General features: G+C 35.1%; 19 protein-coding genes. 4 read left to right on the top strand and 15 right to left on the bottom strand.

The window, feature by feature from the left end; all coding sequences use genetic code 11:
• The first annotated feature begins 340 nt into the window (after nt 1-340).
• Nucleotides 341-694: a VOC family protein gene (locus RVS70_RS16465; protein WP_026682757.1), complete on the top strand. Its 354-nt coding sequence runs from the start codon at nt 341-343 to the stop codon at nt 692-694.
• 183 nt (nt 695-877) lie between these two features.
• On the opposite strand, the gene RVS70_RS16460 is transcribed toward RVS70_RS16465, so the two are convergent.
• Complete coding sequence (locus RVS70_RS16460; RefSeq protein ID WP_026682756.1) at nt 878-1,090, bottom strand: hypothetical protein; 213 nt, start codon at nt 1,088-1,090, stop codon at nt 878-880.
• Nucleotides 1,091-1,237: 147 nt separating this feature from the next.
• Here RVS70_RS16460 and RVS70_RS16455 point away from each other — a divergent pair, with 147 nt between their 5' ends.
• Nucleotides 1,238-2,053, top strand: a complete 816-nt coding sequence (locus RVS70_RS16455) for a hypothetical protein (protein ID WP_121605162.1) — start codon at nt 1,238-1,240, stop codon at nt 2,051-2,053.
• A 106-nt stretch (nt 2,054-2,159) separates the two neighbouring features.
• Here the strand turns inward: RVS70_RS16455 and RVS70_RS16450 are convergent, their stop codons facing one another.
• Both RVS70_RS16450 and RVS70_RS16445 read right to left on the bottom strand, forming a co-directional pair.
• Nucleotides 2,160-2,624, bottom strand: coding sequence for a peptidoglycan-binding domain-containing protein (locus RVS70_RS16450; protein ID WP_321134077.1), 465 nt, complete (start codon nt 2,622-2,624; stop codon nt 2,160-2,162).
• A gap of 65 nt (nt 2,625-2,689) precedes the next feature.
• Nucleotides 2,690-2,908, bottom strand: coding sequence for a M15 family metallopeptidase (locus RVS70_RS16445; RefSeq protein ID WP_026682754.1), 219 nt, complete (start codon nt 2,906-2,908; stop codon nt 2,690-2,692).
• Nucleotides 2,909-2,970: 62 nt separating this feature from the next.
• Here RVS70_RS16445 and RVS70_RS16440 point away from each other — a divergent pair, with 62 nt between their 5' ends.
• Nucleotides 2,971-3,213: a tyrosine-type recombinase/integrase gene (locus RVS70_RS16440; RefSeq protein WP_321134074.1), complete on the top strand. Its 243-nt coding sequence runs from the start codon at nt 2,971-2,973 to the stop codon at nt 3,211-3,213.
• Nucleotides 3,214-3,307: 94 nt separating this feature from the next.
• On the opposite strand, the gene RVS70_RS16435 is transcribed toward RVS70_RS16440, so the two are convergent.
• Nucleotides 3,308-4,258, bottom strand: coding sequence for a sugar-binding transcriptional regulator (locus RVS70_RS16435; protein ID WP_121605165.1), 951 nt, complete (start codon nt 4,256-4,258; stop codon nt 3,308-3,310).
• Nucleotides 4,259-4,734: 476 nt separating this feature from the next.
• A complete protein-coding gene (locus RVS70_RS16430) occupies nt 4,735-5,169 on the bottom strand; it encodes a hypothetical protein (protein WP_321134071.1) in 435 nt (144 codons plus the stop codon).
• Between the two features lie 259 nt (nt 5,170-5,428).
• Here RVS70_RS16430 and RVS70_RS16425 point away from each other — a divergent pair, with 259 nt between their 5' ends.
• Nucleotides 5,429-5,887, top strand: coding sequence for a DUF2269 family protein (locus tag RVS70_RS16425; protein ID WP_026682751.1), 459 nt, complete (start codon nt 5,429-5,431; stop codon nt 5,885-5,887).
• A gap of 642 nt (nt 5,888-6,529) precedes the next feature.
• Here RVS70_RS16425 and moaD read toward each other — a convergent pair.
• The 10 genes from moaD to RVS70_RS16375 form a co-directional block, all read right to left on the bottom strand.
• Complete coding sequence (gene moaD, locus RVS70_RS16420) at nt 6,530-6,763, bottom strand: molybdopterin converting factor subunit 1 (protein ID WP_026682750.1); 234 nt, start codon at nt 6,761-6,763, stop codon at nt 6,530-6,532.
• Nucleotides 6,756-7,232 (bottom strand): molybdenum cofactor biosynthesis protein MoaE, encoded by a 477-nt coding sequence (locus tag RVS70_RS16415; RefSeq protein WP_026682749.1) that lies wholly within the window; start codon nt 7,230-7,232, stop codon nt 6,756-6,758. Before RVS70_RS16415 ends, moaD begins: the two co-directional genes overlap by 8 nt.
• A gap of 308 nt (nt 7,233-7,540) precedes the next feature.
• Nucleotides 7,541-8,551, bottom strand: coding sequence for a MoeB/ThiF family adenylyltransferase (locus RVS70_RS16410; RefSeq protein ID WP_166530701.1), 1,011 nt, complete (start codon nt 8,549-8,551; stop codon nt 7,541-7,543).
• 12 nt (nt 8,552-8,563) lie between these two features.
• The gene (gene moaA, locus RVS70_RS16405) at nt 8,564-9,574 is read right to left on the bottom strand and encodes a GTP 3',8-cyclase MoaA (RefSeq protein ID WP_026682748.1); all 1,011 of its coding nucleotides are present in this window, start codon (nt 9,572-9,574) and stop codon (nt 8,564-8,566) included.
• A 112-nt stretch (nt 9,575-9,686) separates the two neighbouring features.
• Nucleotides 9,687-11,198 carry a tetratricopeptide repeat protein gene (locus RVS70_RS16400; protein ID WP_321134067.1) on the bottom strand — a complete coding sequence of 504 codons (1,512 nt, stop codon included), beginning with the start codon at nt 11,196-11,198 and terminating at the stop codon, nt 9,687-9,689.
• 31 nt (nt 11,199-11,229) lie between these two features.
• On the bottom strand, nt 11,230-11,706 hold the full coding sequence (locus RVS70_RS16395) for a ferric reductase-like transmembrane domain-containing protein (RefSeq protein ID WP_026682746.1): 477 nt from the start codon (nt 11,704-11,706) through the stop codon (nt 11,230-11,232).
• 45 nt (nt 11,707-11,751) lie between these two features.
• Nucleotides 11,752-12,450, bottom strand: coding sequence for a respiratory nitrate reductase subunit gamma (gene narI / locus RVS70_RS16390; protein WP_321134065.1), 699 nt, complete (start codon nt 12,448-12,450; stop codon nt 11,752-11,754).
• Nucleotides 12,451-12,469: 19 nt separating this feature from the next.
• Nucleotides 12,470-13,000 (bottom strand): nitrate reductase molybdenum cofactor assembly chaperone, encoded by a 531-nt coding sequence (gene narJ / locus RVS70_RS16385; RefSeq protein ID WP_034679621.1) that lies wholly within the window; start codon nt 12,998-13,000, stop codon nt 12,470-12,472.
• Between the two features lie 620 nt (nt 13,001-13,620).
• Nucleotides 13,621-15,093 (bottom strand): nitrate reductase subunit beta, encoded by a 1,473-nt coding sequence (narH, locus tag RVS70_RS16380; protein WP_026682743.1) that lies wholly within the window; start codon nt 15,091-15,093, stop codon nt 13,621-13,623.
• On the bottom strand, nt 15,083-18,766 hold the full coding sequence (locus RVS70_RS16375) for a nitrate reductase subunit alpha (protein WP_321134062.1): 3,684 nt from the start codon (nt 18,764-18,766) through the stop codon (nt 15,083-15,085). Before RVS70_RS16375 ends, narH begins: the two co-directional genes overlap by 11 nt.
• Nucleotides 18,767-18,845: the final 79 nt, after the last annotated feature.

The raw sequence follows: 18,845 nt of genomic DNA, 5'->3' as shown, positions 1-18,845 counted from the left end.
GGAAAGGGAAGTGGGCAGCCGGAGTGGTGGTCAAGCAGTAGCTATTATTCCATAATAGCTACTAGAGGAAGCGTAAATCTGAGCATGTAGTGATAAGGACTGAGCGAATTTTGCTCAGTTTTTCTAATCTATGCACATATTAATAATATTTCTAATGAAAATTATTTACTAGTTGATTTTTATGTACATACACTTTTAACTTTTAAATGATGTTTATTCAAGAAAAGTGTCAGATAATTGAAGATTGCTCCTGAGATAATTAAAAAAACGTTTGAGAAGGAATTTTTATGGGTTTTCACGAAATATTTTAATGGATATAAAAAAGGAGAGATGAGAAGTTATGGACAAACCCATTGGAAAAAGAATTAGCACTATTTTCATCCCAGTAAGTGATGTTAAAAAAGCAAGAGATTGGTATTGCAATTTGTTAGGCATTATGGCAGATGGGGAAATTGCACATGGACATATCTATGTGGTTTCTTTAGAAAACGTTAATCTTGTACTTGATAGTAAAATTTTTGAAAAGTATAAACCTGATGAAATGCCGAGATTTCACTTTGACACCACAGATATTAAGGTTGCCTATGAATACGTCAAATCAAATGGGATTGAGATACTGACCGAGATTGAAGATGGGCACTGGTTCAATATTAGTGACCCGGACGGTAATGTACTAATGGTTTGCCAGTGTTAAGCTAATTAAGTGATTGTCGGAAGTACATCAAATTAAGGTGCATACAACAAAAGTAATAAGTTGATAAAAACTAAATCGCTACATATTATGATAGCAAACATCTCCATTAGTCTATATAATGTCATTTAATACCCTTAAGGTGTCATGTTACATGAAGCCTCTCATTCTTATGAGGGGCTTTTTTTACATAGCTCTCTTCCGTACTGGTCCTGCTGAAAGGATATTTTCTAACTTAAATGTTCTCACTTTTTTACGGTAGTAACAATAAGCCAAAATACTCTTATCATTTACTTCAAGCACACGAATATAACGCTCCGTTACATTGTTATTGCTATCTATATAAAAGATAATGATTTTTTGCTTATTCTCCGCAGAACGATTAAGTAACCCTTTCATGATAAGACCACCTTTAGAACGTTTGTTCTTATTATATCACAAAACACGAACGTGTATACGTGTTTTCTGTTAGTGATTTTTGGTGGTTATATTATTAATTTTTCACAACATAATATAATTGATATCTTATAAAAAGGAGATTTAAAAGTGAACTATGCAGAAATAGGTTTAACTCAACAATCACTTGGAAACTTTATAACCATTATTAGTAAAAATTTTGTGCATGAGGAATCAGATATACCAATTTTTGAAGAACATGGTATTAAAATATTAGCCAACGTTAAGGCGAGACTTTCTCCCCCCAATAGCGTGACCTTAGAGTCGCCTAGTAATATAGCAATTGAACACTTAAAGTTAGTTTTTGAAAAGTTAGAAATTGTTATATCTGTTGATTTACCGCATCGCTCAATTGACTTACCTTTCCTTCCTGATGTGTCAATATTTGGCGATAATCCTGATATTCGTTTAACTATGGGGATAGAAGAATTCATAAGACCAGATATCTCTTTAGCTGTAGGAATTAGTAGTAATTTAAATGATGGTAAGCATAACATTAATTTAGAATTGATTGAAGATAAATTTAAAATACATTCTTTTGGTGTACCTGAAGATTTAGGAAAGATAATTGAAGATAAAATTGGGGAAGAAATTAAAAGAATTATTCCAGGAAGGGTTGATGACATAATATTAGATGTGCTAGGAAATTTAACCAAAATTTTGTCTTTACCAATTCCTTTTGACAACTGGATTGTTAATAAAATAATTGATAGTGAATTTATCAAAAGGTTGGCAAAGAAGAGTATTACAAAAACATTTAAAGAGCAACATATATATTCAATTCCGCAAGAACAACCAATTGGTGAAGGTCCTTACAAAAGAAATTTAACAGTTACTGAGATTCCTATAAGTATTCATGATGGAAAATTAATTATCACCGCAAACCTTTCTGATGTAATCGTATAAAAGTTTAATAATCTAAAAAATGCTGCCAATAGTCCATTTCAGACATTGGCAGCATAACTTTATATATAGCCCACTCTCGCATACTTGCTACTAACTATCACTAGACTTACTTAACCACAGCACTAGTACCAGAACCAACATAAATATTACGCTTACCTCTTCCTGTCTTAATAGTTACTACATCTGGATATGGTTTATCTAGTATTTTATAAGTTAACCCACCATACCTAGCAGGGGTAAGACTCCAATCACTATTTTTTTTGATCGGTTTAACATTAAGCTTGTACGTTCTCCACGTTTTTGCAGATGCAGGCAAATGAACGGTACCTTTAGCTTGGCTAGGTTTAGACTTACTATTTGATTTATTCCCTTTTAAGGATCCATAAACCTCTTTACCAGCCAATCCATCTCGTTTCAACCCATAATAAGATTGATAACGTTCTACTGCATCTTCTGTCTCGTCTCCATAATATTCATCAATACCGTTGTTTTTAGCTAGCATCGTTTGTAATTGTTTAACAGGCTTACCATATTGACCATTTCTAAGTGTCTGTCCTTTCCAATCACCAATAACCTTTATCCAGTTTGTTTCTGTTTCGGAATCTACTTTTTGATCTGGTGCTGTAATTGTATCGTCTACTTTACTTGTAAGTTTGGACGTTTACCGGCTTGTAGTTGTGATAAAGTAAGACCACCAGTCATTTGTAAATGAGGATAATCCTTAAAGCTAGACCAATCCCCGCCCCATTCAAATCCTAACGATTTGCCGATTGCTGCAACCCTTTTCCACTTTGCATTAACTGTCCATATAGCTTTTTGACCATCATCGCTAACAATGAAACAGGATTTCCGCAATTTGATGGATGGGCGCAAAAGGGATTTATAGAGGCGACTTATTTATATCTGCTGGGCGTCATATGGCTTTTAATAACGCTTTAAATAGAATGATCAAAAAAGCAAAGGTGAAACGTAAACGTATTACCCCACATGGTCTAAGGCATACACATGCAACGATATTGCTCAATCAAAAAACATCAGTCATAACAGTAGCTAAGCGATTGGGAAATACTCCTGAAGAAGTTTATAAAACTTATGGTCATTCTGATGATCAAGCAGACAAAAAAGCAGCAACAGTATTCAGTTCTATGATAAGTATTTAAGGTTCACTGGGGGAGGTTTTTTAACCACCCTTTACACCCCCAGTAATAGCAAGGTTTTTAGTCTAAAACCCTCCCTCTTCTGTAAAGGGAGTTGTTACCCAGATTTTTGTAAGATTGTTTTTGCTGTTTCATCATCAGTAATCAGTACATCAATATAATTACCTTTTAACATACCTAACAAACTATCAGCTTTATAGTTTCCAGCAACAACCGCTACTACTTGTTTAATTTGTTTTAAATCGTCTAATGATAGACCTACTACTCTTTTATCTCGTGGCAGATGAACAGGCTTTCCATCCTGGTCAAAAAACCTAAATCCCATATCACCTACTACCCCTAATTTCTTAAGTTCTTTAACGTCTTCTTCCTCGAGATAACCGACACTTTTCAAGGTAGAGTGTTCATATGGATTCCCTATACTGATTACCGCCATATCAACATTTCTTCCTTCCTCGATTACTTCACTTATATCCTCCATGCTTCGTAATCGATTCATTAATTCTTCTGATTCAACAATTGCTGGAGCATATAAAAAGGAACATTCTCCTCCCATCTTTTTAGCTAATTCATATGCCAATTGATTAGCATGGATTTCTACCTTTTTTCTTCCCATACCACCTTCAAGAGGAACGACTTTCATGTTTTCTCTTAATTCATATGGATATTCCTTCACAAGGGACGTTAATGTTTGACCCCACGAAATTCCAAGACTTTGAATGTCTTTCATATTCTTTGATAAATAATATGCTGCTGATCGACCAACCGAATGTAAAGTCAATTCGGGCTTTTTATCAACAGATGGAATAACCAAAGCATCTTTCAAGTTGTATTCAGACTCTAGTCTTTTTTCAAGACTAACTGTCTGTACTGTTTCATCATTAATATAAAATTCAACAATTCCTAAATCTTTTGCTTTTTGAAGAGATTTAGAGATGATTGGCCGAGAAACAGTAAGTTTCTTAGCAATTTGTTCCTGTGTCCAGTTGTCTTCATAATAAAGATTGGCAATCTTCACCAATTGCCTTCTCTCTTCCCAATTAACCATAGCATACTTCCTTTTATATTTTTAAATTCGAATTGCTTAAATTATATATTCGTTATACTTTTACATATCCCTTCTATTTTAAACAAAATACAAAGTTTTAGAAAGACCCGAAACCTGCATTACTTAAATTAGATGTTTAGCAACTTTAAACTGCTATGATTATGGATACTTTGTAATTTTGTTTGTTAAGGACATACATATCAAACCTCATTAAGCGATTTCATTTTTCGGCTGGTACAAAAAGGGTCTTTCCTGCAGGCTGTCAACCGATGTTTCATCCAAAAAAGAGCGCCCAGTTAAAATAAAAATGGTCACGATGAAAGAGCTTGTTCCAGAAAAACATCCCTTCTGCAAAAACGGGCGATCCGAGGCCCCACAGTTTGGTTTTCACAAGGGGGATTCAGCGTTCGTCCGCCCACAAAAAAGCTTGTAGAAAACACAGGGGTTTCTCTACAAGCTAAGAGCATATGCCATTTTTACTTACCAATAGAGTTTAACGCTTCTTTGTATTCATTGTATTTATCTTCTTCTAGGTCACCATTAATTTGTACCAATACATTGTCCTTTTTCATTGTCCAAGAAAATAACATCGCACTTTCTTCACCCATTGAATCATAATACTCTTTCATTTCTTCTAAATCAGCCTGATCACTATACGTTAAAATTCTTCCTCCAGAATCTTCACCTAAAGAAGGAATGAAGAATCTAACACCTTCATCAGCTTTCATTGGAGCCATTCCACAATCATCTTTAGTCATTTCTTTAGGCTCCTCAGCTTCTAAACCTGCATCTTGAAATGCTTTAATAACATCATCAGTTGTTAATTTTTCAGCACTTTCTCCCTCGTCACCGCAAGCTGATATAATTACAACGGTAATAAATAATGTTAATAATGCAATGATTTTTTTCATTATAAATCCCCCTTTTTCTACATTTTACCATAAGATACTTGCTAATATTCTATAATTTTCACACCTAATGATTAATAATTTTTACATTTTATATATATCGAAAAATATACTCATCAATAATTAATGATCCGACGACTACAATCACTGTAGCAATTATAAATAACACTATGATTTTAATATTTTAGCTTATATGTGATAAGTATCACCATTATCGATGCAATAATCGTGTAAAATAAATAGGAGATAGGAGGTACAGTGAATGACATTATATAAATTTCTCTTATTCATTCATATATTTTCTGCCATTATTGGTATGGGACCAGGTTTGGTTATGACGTTTGTTGTTACTCATTCCAAGCCTAGTAATATGACAGAATTACGGCATGCTTTTAAGATTCGAAATTTATTACATATCTTAACAATGATAGGAGGGAGTCTACTTCTTCTTACGGGAATAGGGATGGGTTTCCTTCATAATTATTGGTTTACACAAGGATGGTATATTACTAGTCTTATCCTATTTTTAATTGCACTAGCATTTGGACCGTATCTTTTAAAACCGAGATCTGTTCCCATTAAGAAATTATTAAGTGCGTATACTGGAGAGAAAATCCCCAAAGAATACTATCAATTATCCAAGAAATTATTCCATGTAGAACATGTTGAAAATATTATTTTTATTATTATTATTGCATTAATGATTTTAAAGCCTTTTTAATAGGGGCGCTGCCGTAACCTAAAATTACATAATAGCGTGCTGAGACTTAACTTCATATATTTTTTGATGGAATGTCCTTGAGAGCCTTTTCCAAGGACATTCCATCGAATAAAAAGAGAACATGTCTAATAGGCGAAGAAATATTACATCATTTGACGTGCAATATTCCTTTCTGAGCAGTTGCTCTCTGGAATAGCTTAGAGATCGACTGCCAGTAGATGTCTGATTGGTTCAAAGTAAAATTACCAGTAACTGTTGGATTTTACAAAAAACTATTAACATAGTAGCGATAATAGCTGCTGTCCAAGTAATTAAAATATTGTTTCCCGTTATACTATCAATTAACGGTCCTCCTGAGCTATTTTCCAACTAATATAATGATCCTAAATCAATCTAACATGTTATGTCTGTTTTTTATCAACTACGATATCAGTAAAATTCCTTAGCAGAGTTTTCATTTGATTACAAAATCCATTTAAAGAATACACTATTTCCAAACGGTGCAGAATAAGAAATATTATCTTTTTTTCAAGAAAAGAGATTAGTACTGCTTTTACATTATCTACTTGTTCTAATAAAGCAAGGCCCTTTCCTCTTTTTTCACTATTTTAAAGCCAATAAATTGAATAAATCTGATGAATATCAACCACCACTGACAGGAGGAATAAATGCTACTGTATCACCGGATTTTACGACATCCTCGTCCGTAGCATACTCCTCATTAATTGCAGTCATAACCCCGTCTAATTCATTTAAATAATATTGGTCTTTCAATTTATGTTTTAACTCGCTAATTTTAATTTGATTTGTCTCTATATCCAGTTGATCTTTCCCTAGTTTTTCTTGTAAATGTGCAAACAACAAGACCTTAATCATTTTTCACATCCTCTACATTTGGTTTTCCATTCGGATAGGAAATCGTTTCTAATTGATTACCAATCCATGTTTCTCCATGTTCCCAATGTTCCCTTTTCCAAATAGGTACAATCTGTTTAATTCGTTCTATTGCATACTCATTTGCTTCATAGGCTGCTTTACGATGTGGGGAGGAAACTGCAATAACCACGGCAATATCTGAAATGTCCAAATGTCCGATTCGGTGAGTAATGGCCACCATTGTATCTGGCCACTTATCCCCTATTTCATCACCGATCTTAGCAAGCATTTTCACAGCCATGGGAATATACGCTTGGTATTGTAGATAAATTGTTCTTTTCCCTTTAGTCCATTCTCTTACCGTACCAATAAAGGTCGTAATAGCACCAGATTCTCTTCTTTCTACTTTTTTTATAAGTGATTCTACTTGAATCGGTTCTTCTACAATTTCATATAATGACTCAGCCATGTTTCTTTCGACTCCTTCTAAGCTTTTTAGCAGGATGCCATAAAGTCCTCCATTGTCGTTCCTTCTTTATCTTCTAATAAGATGACTGAAGCTTCCATTCATTTCTCATAATCATATATTCGTGAAAGAAATAGTATCCCCTTTATAGAGTTTCCGCTTTAATTGCATGTGATTTTTCCCTTGAATTATTTATTATTTTACTACTTTCAACATGAAACAGCATCACAAGTGGTAGGGATCCTCGAATTACTTTTCAAATTGGCTTCAATAGCTTAAGTTAGTTTTTGTCTGTCTACCATAACATCCCCTCATCCTGCCAATTGATTATAGATTGTTTTCGCCTTTTCCACGGAATCTGTACCATGAACTAACGTTCGACCATCACGGAAGAATACGAGACGATAGGATTCATATTCTATTGATAATAAAAAGTCATTATGTTTTACTGGGGCAATTTTTTGTAGACGACTTGCCAATATATCTAAATTTAGTTTTTTAGATGTTCGGATTTGTACGGTATTCCTTCCACAAAGGACTTCTGTTTTAGTACTAGATTCATCGTTTAAATTTGGGTAACTCGGGGTTTTCCCGCATGTTGGACAATCTGTTTTCTTGGCTCGATTAACATTTATTAGATGGTAATGATTATTCCATAGATCAAAGGTTATCAATTTAGTACGAAGTGCTTTTGTATCTTCTACTAGTATTTTTAAAGCTTCCGTAGTTTGATGTGCAACAACCATCTGTACGGCTGGTGAGATGATTCCTACAGAGTCACAAGTTGCACCTGATACCGGTATAGTACCCAGCAAACATTGTAAACACGGAGTTTTACCTGGAAAGATCGTATAACTCATTCCAGTACTCCCTACACAAGAACCGAAAATCCATGGTATACCTTGCTTTTGCATTAAATCATTTAACATAAATCTTGTCTCAAAATTATCTGTTGCATCAATAACCAAGTCTATATCCTTTATAATTGGATATAGAGTATTAGAAGTAGCATCTAAGACAAAAGACTCAATTTCAACTTCTGAATTGATTTCTTGTAAGCGGGTTTTTGCTGCAAGTGCCTTTGGAATTTGGTCATGTACATTTTTCTCTGTATATAATTGTTGTCTTTGTAAATTACTTAACTCAACATAATCACGATCAATCAGGGTTAGTTTTCCTATCCCTGCACGTACTAGGTTTTCTGCATTGCCAGAGCCTAGTGCACCACAGCCAATAATTAACACATGTTTCAATACGATATTTTGCTGACCATTTTCTCCTATTGGTTTGAAAAGTATTTGACGAGAATATCTATCAAACATAACCTTTTCCCCCTATCCGCCAATATAAGACATTTCAATTTTTTTCTTGTTTTTTGTCGATTCTTCAGTCCGTTCATCCGAATAACGATCGATACGATTTCCCCAAATGTTCATTATCGCTGATTGTATTTCTTCATCGCTTTTATCGGAACGTAATAACTCTCTAAAATCAAACCCATTTGAAGCGAATAGACAGGTGTACATTTTCCCGTCTGCAGCAATTCTTGCTCTAGTACAAGTTGAGCAAAACGATGCAGATACGGAAGTGATGAAACCAACCTCGCTACCCGATCCTTTATAGCGGTAACGTTTAGCAACTTCTCCTAAATATGCAGGGTCAACGGCCACTAATTCAAAATGCTTAGAAAGCTTCTCGAAAATTTCCTTTTTTGTTATAACTTTACTAAAATCCCAGCTATTAGATTGTCCGACATCCATAAATTCAATATACCGTAACGTAATTCCTTGTTCCCGAAAATACTTTGCCATCGGAATAATTTCCTGTTCATTCATTTCTTTTTTTACAACCATATTCACTTTTACTTCAAGCCCAACTTCTTTAGCCTTTTGGATTCCCATTAAAACACGTTCTGGTCCGACTCCACTATCATTAATGGATTTGAATAATTCACTATTCAACGCATCCAAGCTAACATTTACACGCTTAAGCCCAGCATCTTTTAATTTTTGAGCCATAAGAGCAAGAAGCGAACCATTCGTTGTAAGCCCAATATCTTCTAATCCTTTTATGGCTGTTAATTTCTTAATTAATAAAGGCAAATCTCTTCTTAGAAGTGGTTCACCTCCAGTCAATCTAATTTTTTGGACACCTAAAGCTATAAAATTTCTAGCTAATCGCTCGATTTCCTCAAAGCTTAATAGCTGTTCTTTTGGCATAAATGCAAAATCTCTTCCAAAGATCTCTTTTGGCATACAGTACGTACATCTAAAGTTACAACGATCAATAACAGAGATGCGAAGATCCTTCATCGGCCGACCAAATTTATCTGTTAATAATGACATGCGGATCATCTCTCCTTTTACTTTCCTTAAATACAATATACTTTCTATATTATATAGATATCTGTTACGAATATCATAGGAATATAAAAAATACCAACAGAGTTATTCAGAATTATACTTTTGTAGTCTGCATTTTAACTAATTTATCTTCATATATTCTTCTCTTTTTCACATTCTTATTTCTCTTGAAAAATTCAATAATACCTGTAAATGCTTCTTCTAGAAGCACCTGATTTCGTGCCTTTTCAATTAATTTAAAACCCATTTCGTAATAATGCTCTGCTTGTATGATATCTTTATTTTTTATACTTTCAAAGCAATACGCCAATCGAATAGAAGTGAGTCCCTTTTCTTCCATGCAATTTTCTAGATGTTCATAGATTGATAATGCCTCTTTATAATGGTCATATGCCTCTTCTATCATTTCCTGCTCCAAATAATTAAAGGCAATAGCTTGTAATGTATTGCCATAAGCTAGAGATTTTTTTCGTCCATCCTCTTCTAAACGTTGCAAAAATTCCTGAAACACGATCAACGCATTATCATATACTTTTTCATTAGAATATAATTTCCCTAGTGCATAGAGAAATTGCATTCTGATTTTTGGAAAATGCTTGGATAATTCTAATCCCTTTTCTAGGTATTTCTTTGCTTGATTTAATTTAAATACTTTTATAGAGATGGTTCCGATCTTGGAATAAACATAAACAACTAAAAAATTATTCTCCTTATAGAAACTTGTTAACTGCTTTAAACCCTTTTTATAATAATTAATTGCTCGAGGAAAATTCCCCATATTTTCATCTATTTCAGCTAACATCAAGAGTGCTTTTGTAGTATCTAAATGGTTCATAGCATCCATTTCATCCATTAATTTTATAGATTTTGTAATCATTTTTCGGGCTTCTTTTAAATCAATATAAAAATGTATTTCACCTAACCGTAACCATATTTTTGCTAAAGCGGGTTTATCCTGTAATGTTTCATAGGTTTTTAATAATTCTTGATATAGTTCGATTGCTTTATGATAATGTTCAACTTGAATATATACATCAGAAAGGGTGTGGATAGTTGATGAGATAATTGGATGTGTCATTGGAACTGCTTGTTTAAAATAAGTTAATGCTTTTTCAAGCTGTGTAATACTACTTTCCATGTTTTCTTCATCAAGAGATATTTTTCCTAAGTTGCTGAATATAACGCCATATACATAGCCATCCTGATAATCATTGGAATCTAGAAATGCCATTAATTTTGCTAATTCCATTCTAGCAGTTGAGCGTTGTCCATACTCTCTTTCCAGTGTTGCATAGTCTAAATAGGTCTCGATAATCACTTGCATAAAGTCTACTGACATCTTTTTGGATAGCTGCAAGGCGTGACGACTATATTTACCCGCTTTATCGTAATTATTTGTTTTATGGTAGTACTTTGCCACTGTACTTAACATAAGAAATTGTTCGTTCAAGGAAATCTCTTTACTAGAGATTAAACGAGCTTCGATTTCCTCGATAGTTTCTTTTATATCAGGGTTATTTTCATTAATAATTTGTTTTCTAATTTCCTCCATTAAAGTAAGGGATTTATTTGGCTGATCCTCCGTTCTTTCTAAGTTACTAAACATGAAATACACACCCTTTATTCCTGTATTTAAATTACAAAAGTAAATGTAAAGAAATGATAAAAAATAAGGAAATCCCTAATCGTAAATGAATCTGACGCATTCGCCCTGTTGGTTTGACAAGTCTCCACCATCCAGTAAGTACCATCAAAATTAAATTTACGAATGCTAACAATCCTGCTAGCATTTTCATATTTTGAAAAGAGAAACTATACCAATGAAGAACAAATACTGCATGTAATAGTATAAAAACCAGTGCAGCAGTTCCAATCCAACGGTGATACGGCATTACCTTCTTTGAAAGATTAGCCAATTTAATTTTTGTTTTCCGTTCTGGAACATTACGAATGGTTGAAAACACTGCATTTCTGGTCCAATTAAATAGGAATAACAAAAATCCAATGAGACCAAATAAAATTGGTAATGAAAAGATCGGAAACGAAAAAGGCTTAACTACCTGCCAAATAGCCATCAGTAAAAGTACAAGATTCATATAAAACCATTTACTCATTCTGAATCTCCTTTTTAATCTCTAAAGAGAGAATATAGAGTATTATTAAAAACCACTCTCTTCCGTTGCCTTTCTAGGAACCCTTCTCTTATAAATAACATAATTTCTGCTTAAATAGCGAATTGGAAAACTAAACGCATGCACCAAACGGGTAAATGGCCAAACAACATATAACGCAAAGGTACAGTAAATATGAATCTTAAACCAGATAGGTACAGAGGCCATTAACTCCGGCTGTATATTAAATATAAACAAGCCGCGAAGCCAAGGTGCAATCGTTGTTCGATAATCAAATCCATGTGAATCAACATTGAATGAAGTGGCAATTAATCCAGTTATTATTGCCAATAGAATGAAAATCAAGCTGACCCAGTCACTTGGAGAGGTTGTAGCCTTCATACGTTTGATGCTTATTCTTCGATAGGTTAATAAGACTATACCGATAAATGCGGCGATACCTGCTGGCAATCCTAATATGATAGCAACAGTATGGTACATATGCTCAGTAATCCCTAGTGCATTATAAAGCCCTATTGGTATAATTAATCCAAAAATATGGCCACCAAACACGAATATTATTCCCCAGTGAAAAAGAAGAGATCCAACTCTTAATCTTTTTTTCTCAAGAAATTCACTCGATTTCGTAGTCCAGCCAAATTGATCTTTTTGATATCGATAAATATGACCACCAATAAAAATGGTTAATACAATGTAAGGTAATATCCCCCATAATAATAACTCCATTTTATTTTCCTCCTAAACTTTATTCTGTAGCAGTAAGAATTAATCCGTTATCAGACATGTGGAGAAAAAGAGCCTCAAATAATAAAAGATAGTAATTGCCACTTTCTCTCAATTTATTTTGGATTTCACCAATAGCCTTTCCATGCATGGATAACAATTCATTACTCGTTTCTACAGGAACATTTCCGCAAAACTCAAGAATCAGAGGTAAGTAATCAGGTAACTCTTTTTCTGTAACATTAAATCCATGTGCTTCGTAGTATTTTTTCAGTTTAAGTAATTCCAAACCACGTTCTCTCTGCTCTCCTAATTTTAAATATGTTACATATAAATTTGTTAATTTTCCAAAGTCAAAATGTTCGATATAGTGACTGATCCAATCATCCAAAGACATGTTTAAAGATAAACTAATGAATCTATGGATATTTTCTTTTATTACAGGATTTTCTATTTCTTCTAATTCCAATTGGAGCTCTGGTAGTATACTTACCATTTCTTTATTTGGGTAATTTAAAAGAAACGAAACCATTTGATAAATGTTTTGATTCATTATCCGTATCTCCTCTTACTGAAATCAAGATTGGTAAAACCACCTTACCAAACCGATTTCCTATTATCTAATTTATAACACTCTTTTTTGTAAAGATTGTTACTTTGACTCTGAACGGCTGGTGAGCTCAGTGCCAACAGAATATTGACTGCGGGATGGAATACCACAACTCTTTCTGTTGGACGAGTAACCGCGCAGTTCAAAGACGTGGACGTATATAGCTTTTGTTCCTTTTTACCATGTGCATTACGGAAACCGAGACCTTCCTTCGCTGGGGTAGTACTTCATAACTTTATTTCTTTATTGTTTGGTCCATTTTAAGAGCTTTGTTGAAATTCGAACAATCTGTATATAAATATTACAATATAGTTGATTTCTACTACACGACGTCTCAACTTTTATTCCATTCCAAGGAAATCTGTTCCATATATACACGTACATTGAATTTTATTTAGTAAGTAACTGGCAGTAAGACCCTCACTCCAATCCTACGAAGTGAAACTCAAGAGAATTCAACTGCCAGTTAAATACTAGATGCTGGTCAGGGTTCTTTTAGTCAAATCTTTGTGAAACTAATAATCATCAGGGGATATTAAGAACTACATTGCCATTTGAAACTATTAAGAAAGTACTCCACAGCTTCCTGGTCCACCCGTAAAGTCAAGTCCACAAGCACCTTGTTCTTCATATAAATCTGCTACTTCTTCTTTGTGACTGTGTGGGATAACAAACCTATCTTGATATTTCGCAATTGCTAATAATCGGTACATTTCTTTAATCGCTTTTTCGGTTAACCCTAAATCAGTAATTATATCACGATCAAAGTCCTTTCCAGTTTGCTCTGTACGCATATAGCTTCGCATAACAGCCATTTTCTTAAGCACTTTACGAATATGACCAGTATCCCCAGCAGTTAGTAAGTTTGCAAGATATTCAATAGGAATTCGCATTTCATCAATCGCCGGGAAAATATCTGCTGTTTCCGCATTACTCCCTTTTCCTTCAATCATATTCATGATTGGGCTAAGTGGCGGAATATACCAAACCATTGGCATGGTTCGATATTCTGGATGTAAAGGTAAAGCAATCTTCCAATCAATAATCATTTTGTACAATGGTGATGCTTGAGCAGCTTCAATCCAATCCATTGGTATACCATCTTTTTTTGCCTGTTTAATAACTTCCGGATTATTTGGATCTAGAAAAATACCAAGTTGTGCATGATACAAGTCTTTCTCATCTTCTACCGATGCGGCTTCCAATACGCGATCAGCATCATATAACATAATTCCAATATAACGGATACGTCCCACACAGGTTTCTGAACAAATCGTTGGCTGCCCGTTTTCGATTCTTGGGAAACACATGGTACATTTTTCAGCTTTGTTCGTTTTCCAGTTAAAGTAGACTTTTTTATACGGGCATGAGGTAGTACAGTATCTCCATGCACGGCATGCATTTTGATCAACTAGTACAATACCATCTTCATCTCGTTTATACATTGCACCAGATGGGCAAGAGGAAACACAGGGTGCATTGATACAATGTTCACAGATACGTGGAAGATACATCATAAACACATCTTCAAACTCTGTTTTGATGGATTCTTCCATTTGTATAACGTTCGGATCACGGAGACCTGTAATATGACCACCAGCTAAGTCATCTTCCCAGTTTGGCCCCCATTCTAAATCCATAAATTCTCCAGTTATAGCAGATTTAGCTCTAGCAATCGGTTGATGTTTTCTTTCTTTGCTATTGGTTAACGTCTCATAATCATAGTTCCACGGTTCATAGTAATCATCCATCTCTGGTTGATTAGGATTATAGAATAGATTTAAGAGGCGGTTTGTTTTCGATCCGGATTTTAACCGTAACTCCCCATCTTGAAGTTCCCAACCACCTTTATATTTTTCCTGGGATTCCCATTGTTTTGGATAGCCGATACCAGGTTTTGTTTCAACATTATTAAAATACATATATTCTGCACCCGGACGGTTTGTCCATGTATTTTTACAGGTTACACTGCAAGTATGACAGCCAATACATTTATCCAGGTTCATCACCATTCCCACCTGTGCTTTAATCTTCAAGCCAATCAACCTCCTTCATTTTTCTAATAACCACGTTTAAGTCACGCTGGTTTCCGGTAGGTCCATAATAATTAAATCCATAACTTAATTGTGCATATCCACCAATCATATGTGTTGGTTTCACATGAATTTTTGTTGGGCTGTTATGCGTACCTCCACGATTTTTCGTTAGTTTCGTACCAGGTGTATGAATATGACGATCTTGTGCATGATGCATAAATGCCATGGTTCTAGGAATACGGTGTGAAACAACCGCTCTTGCTACAACTACGCCATTACGATTGAAACATTCAATCCAATCATTATCTTTTACATCAATCTCAGCAGCATCATCTTTATTAAGCCAGACTGTTGGTCCACCGCGAAACAACGTCAGCATCGGCTGTGAATCAAAGTACATACTATGAATTGACCATTTATTATGTGGCGTTAAGTAATTTAATGTAATTTCTTTTCCTTCGACATCTGGGCGTTTAGAACTAAATGGCTTTTGATTTAAAATTGGTTTGAATATGGCAAATGACTCCCCAAATTCCTTAATTATTTCATGATCCAAAAAGTAAGATTGGCGTCCTGTAATTGTTCGAAATGGAATCAATCGTTCAACATTGGTTGTAAATGGTGAATATCTTCTTCCACCTTTTTCTGAGCCACTAAATGCTGGTGAAGTAAGAACTGTTTTCGGTTGGGTGATAATATTATCAAATGTAAATAACTCTTCTTCTCTTTCAGTAGCTAAATCCTTTAACTCTAAGTTCGTTGTCTTTTCTAATGCTTCCCACGCTTTTACGGCAACTTTTCCATTTGTCGTAGAAGAAAGCATTAAGATTGCATCACACGCATCTCTTGCACTAGTGATATCTGGACATCCATCGGCAATACTTCCGTTATCTACCGTGCCAAACGTTCGTTTCGCCTGTTCATATTCATCTTTCATCATCCAATTGATACCTTTGGTTCCATATGCTTTAGTAGCAATATTTGAACCAAGTGCTGTCATTTTATTATAAATTTGTTTGAAATCACGTTCGACAACATGAATTTGTGGCATAGTTTTACCTGGAATTGGTTCACATTCCCCTTTTGACCAGTCTTCAATTTTGCCAAGTGGCTGTGCCATCTCTCCAGGCGTGTCATGATTTATTGGTGTCGCAACTATTTCCTTGATTGTGCCCATACCGATTTCTTGAGCTATATCGGAAACGCCTTTTGCTAAAACTTTGAAAATGTCCCAGTCAGATTTTGCTTCCCATGGTGATGTGATAGCTGAACTAAACGGATGTACAAATGGATGCATATCCGTGCTTGATAAATCATACTTTTCATACCATGTTGATGCAGGAAGGATAACATCAGAGTATAGAGCTGTTCCAGCCATACGAAAATCTAGATTAATTAATAGATCTACCTTCCCTTCAGGTGCTTCATCTCGCCATTTAATTTCTTTTGGTCGAATACTATCTTCATCAGAGTTCAAGAGCCCATTTGATGCACCTAATAAATGTTTTAAGAAATATTCATGTCCTTTTCCAGAACTTGAAATTAGGTTCGCGCGCCAAACAAACAAATTCCTTGGGAAATTAACCGAATTATCAGGGTCCTCAATTGCAAATTGTAATTTCTTCTCTTTTAATTGTTTGGCAACGAAGTTTCCGATTTCTTCTGTAGTTTCATTTCCATTTGCAACTGCTTCATTATATAAATCAATACCGTTTTTATTAAACGTCGGATATGATGGTAACCACCCTAAACGGGCTGCTAAAACATTGTAATCACCAGGGTGATCATATCTAGCTTTGTCTATAGTTGCAGCAGCAAGTTCCGAAATAGGTGTTTCTTCATAACGCCATTGACCTGTTGCAAAGTAGAAAAAGGAAGTACCATTTTGCAATTTTGCCGGCCCTCCCCAGTCTTTGGCGGATTGAATCGTAGTCCACCCTTCGACGGGACGGAGTTTTTCCTGACCAACATAGTGAGCCCAGCCACCACCATTTACACCTTGTGCGCCGATCATAAGTACAAGATTTATAATTGCACGATAAATCGTATCAGAATTGTACCAGTGGTTAATTCCGGCCCCCATAATAATCATGGAACGACCTTTTGTATCAATGGCATTCTGTGCAAATTCACGAGCAACTTTAATGATTAGATTACGATCCACACCTGTTATTTCCTCCTGCCATGCTGGTGAAAATGGTGCAATCTCGTTATAAGAACTTGCAGTTTCTCCACCAAGACCACGATCAATTCCGTAATTACCAAGCATTAAATCATAAACAGTGGCAACATATACTACTTCTCCGTTTAGTTCTACTTTCTTCACAGGTATAGCACGAGGTAGTACTTTTTTCTCCTCTGCATCGAAATACGGCATGTCTACATGAATTACTTCGTCTTCCATATCAAAGAAGCTTAAAACAGGTTCAATCTTTTCATTGGTATTTTCGTCAATAAGTCTTAAATTCCAAGTCCCTTTTTTATCCCAGCGAGAACCCATTGTTCCATGAGGGATGGAAAAACCATTTGTAGCTTGGTTATACATTGCTGGCTTAAATTGATTATTCTCGGATGCTAGGCCAAGATCTTCGGCATTTAGAAATCGGTCTGCTATAAACTTACCATTTACTTGTTTTAATCGAACTGAAAACGGAAAATCTGTGTACTGTTTTGCATAATTTTCAAAATAAGGTGTTTTATTTTTATTATAAAATTCGTTTAAAATAACATGTCCCATTGCCATTGCTGCCGCGCCATCTGTTCCTTGTCTAATGGAAAGCCAGTCATCTGCAAATTTGGTTGATTCTGCATAATCTGGACTAACTGAAACAACTTTTGTCCCTTTATAGCGAGCTTCAACTAAAAAGTGAGCATCTGGTGTACGTGTCATCGGAACATTGGAACCCCATGTCATAATATAACTGGAATTAAACCAATCAGAACTTTCTGGAACATCGGTTTGATCCCCCCAAATTTGCGGAGATGCTGGTGGTAAGTCTGCATACCAATCATAGAAGCTGAGCATTTGTCCGCCAAGCAAATGCATAAAACGACTACCGGCTGCATAGCTTAGCATTGACATTGCTGGGATTGGTGAAAATCCAACATTACGGTCAGGACCATATTTGACGATTGTATAAAGTGTTGAAGCCGCTATAAGCTTAGTTACTTCTTCCCAATCAGCTCTAACTAATCCTCCCTTCCCCCTAGCCTGTTTATAAGACTTTGCTTTTTCCTTATCTTCCACAATACTTTTCCATGCTTCTAATGGAGTGTCATTTGTAGCTAAAGCTTCTCTCCATAAAAGCAATAATTTCTTCCTGACATATGGATATTTCACGCGCAATGGGCTGTAAATATACCAAGAAAAGCTTGCTCCTCTTGGGCATCCGCGTGGCTCAAAATCTGGCATATCTGGTCCTGTCGATGGATAGTCTAAGGCCTGGCCTTCCCATGTAACGATCCCATCTTTTACGTAAATATTCCAACTACATGATCCCGTGCAGTTCACACCATGTGTGGAACGAATTATCTTGTCATGCTGCCATCTTTTTCGATATACATTTTCCCAATCACGGTTCCCTTCTTGTAATTGGCTATGATTATTTGAATAAGTCTCTTTTGGTTTTATATAATTTATTCGTTGCCAAAGTGGAGATGGTTTTTTTTTCATTATTGTCCCTCCAAATAAGTTACTTTGTGAAGCCTATAACTTATTAAAACATTCAAATCTCTACTATAGTGTGAAGTAT

The organism is Virgibacillus sp. M23 (assembly GCF_034190895.1).
GTDB lineage: Bacteria > Bacillota > Bacilli > Bacillales > Amphibacillaceae > Virgibacillus > Virgibacillus salarius.
This window is presented reverse-complemented; position numbering and strand designations above follow the sequence as displayed.

Coding starts and splice junctions, on each gene's coding strand:
- RVS70_RS16415 (WP_026682749.1), bottom strand. CDS start 7,232: ATGGCTGAGTCATTATATGAAATTGTAGAAGAACCGATTCAAGTAGAA.
- RVS70_RS16465 (WP_026682757.1), top strand. CDS start 341: ATGGACAAACCCATTGGAAAAAGAATTAGCACTATTTTCATCCCAGTA.
- RVS70_RS16375 (WP_321134062.1), bottom strand. CDS start 18,766: ATGAAAAAAAAACCATCTCCACTTTGGCAACGAATAAATTATATAAAA.
- moaA (WP_026682748.1), bottom strand. CDS start 9,574: ATGTCATTATTAACAGATAAATTTGGTCGGCCGATGAAGGATCTTCGC.
- RVS70_RS16395 (WP_026682746.1), bottom strand. CDS start 11,706: ATGAGTAAATGGTTTTATATGAATCTTGTACTTTTACTGATGGCTATT.
- narI (WP_321134065.1), bottom strand. CDS start 12,450: ATGGAGTTATTATTATGGGGGATATTACCTTACATTGTATTAACCATT.
- RVS70_RS16410 (WP_166530701.1), bottom strand. CDS start 8,551: ATGTTTGATAGATATTCTCGTCAAATACTTTTCAAACCAATAGGAGAA.
- RVS70_RS16460 (WP_026682756.1), bottom strand. CDS start 1,090: ATGAAAGGGTTACTTAATCGTTCTGCGGAGAATAAGCAAAAAATCATT.
- RVS70_RS16400 (WP_321134067.1), bottom strand. CDS start 11,198: ATGTTTAGTAACTTAGAAAGAACGGAGGATCAGCCAAATAAATCCCTT.
- RVS70_RS16430 (WP_321134071.1), bottom strand. CDS start 5,169: ATGAAAAAAATCATTGCATTATTAACATTATTTATTACCGTTGTAATT.
- moaD (WP_026682750.1), bottom strand. CDS start 6,763: ATGATTAAGGTCTTGTTGTTTGCACATTTACAAGAAAAACTAGGGAAA.
- RVS70_RS16435 (WP_121605165.1), bottom strand. CDS start 4,258: ATGGTTAATTGGGAAGAGAGAAGGCAATTGGTGAAGATTGCCAATCTT.
- RVS70_RS16425 (WP_026682751.1), top strand. CDS start 5,429: ATGACATTATATAAATTTCTCTTATTCATTCATATATTTTCTGCCATT.
- RVS70_RS16440 (WP_321134074.1), top strand. CDS start 2,971: ATGGCTTTTAATAACGCTTTAAATAGAATGATCAAAAAAGCAAAGGTG.
- narJ (WP_034679621.1), bottom strand. CDS start 13,000: ATGAATCAAAACATTTATCAAATGGTTTCGTTTCTTTTAAATTACCCA.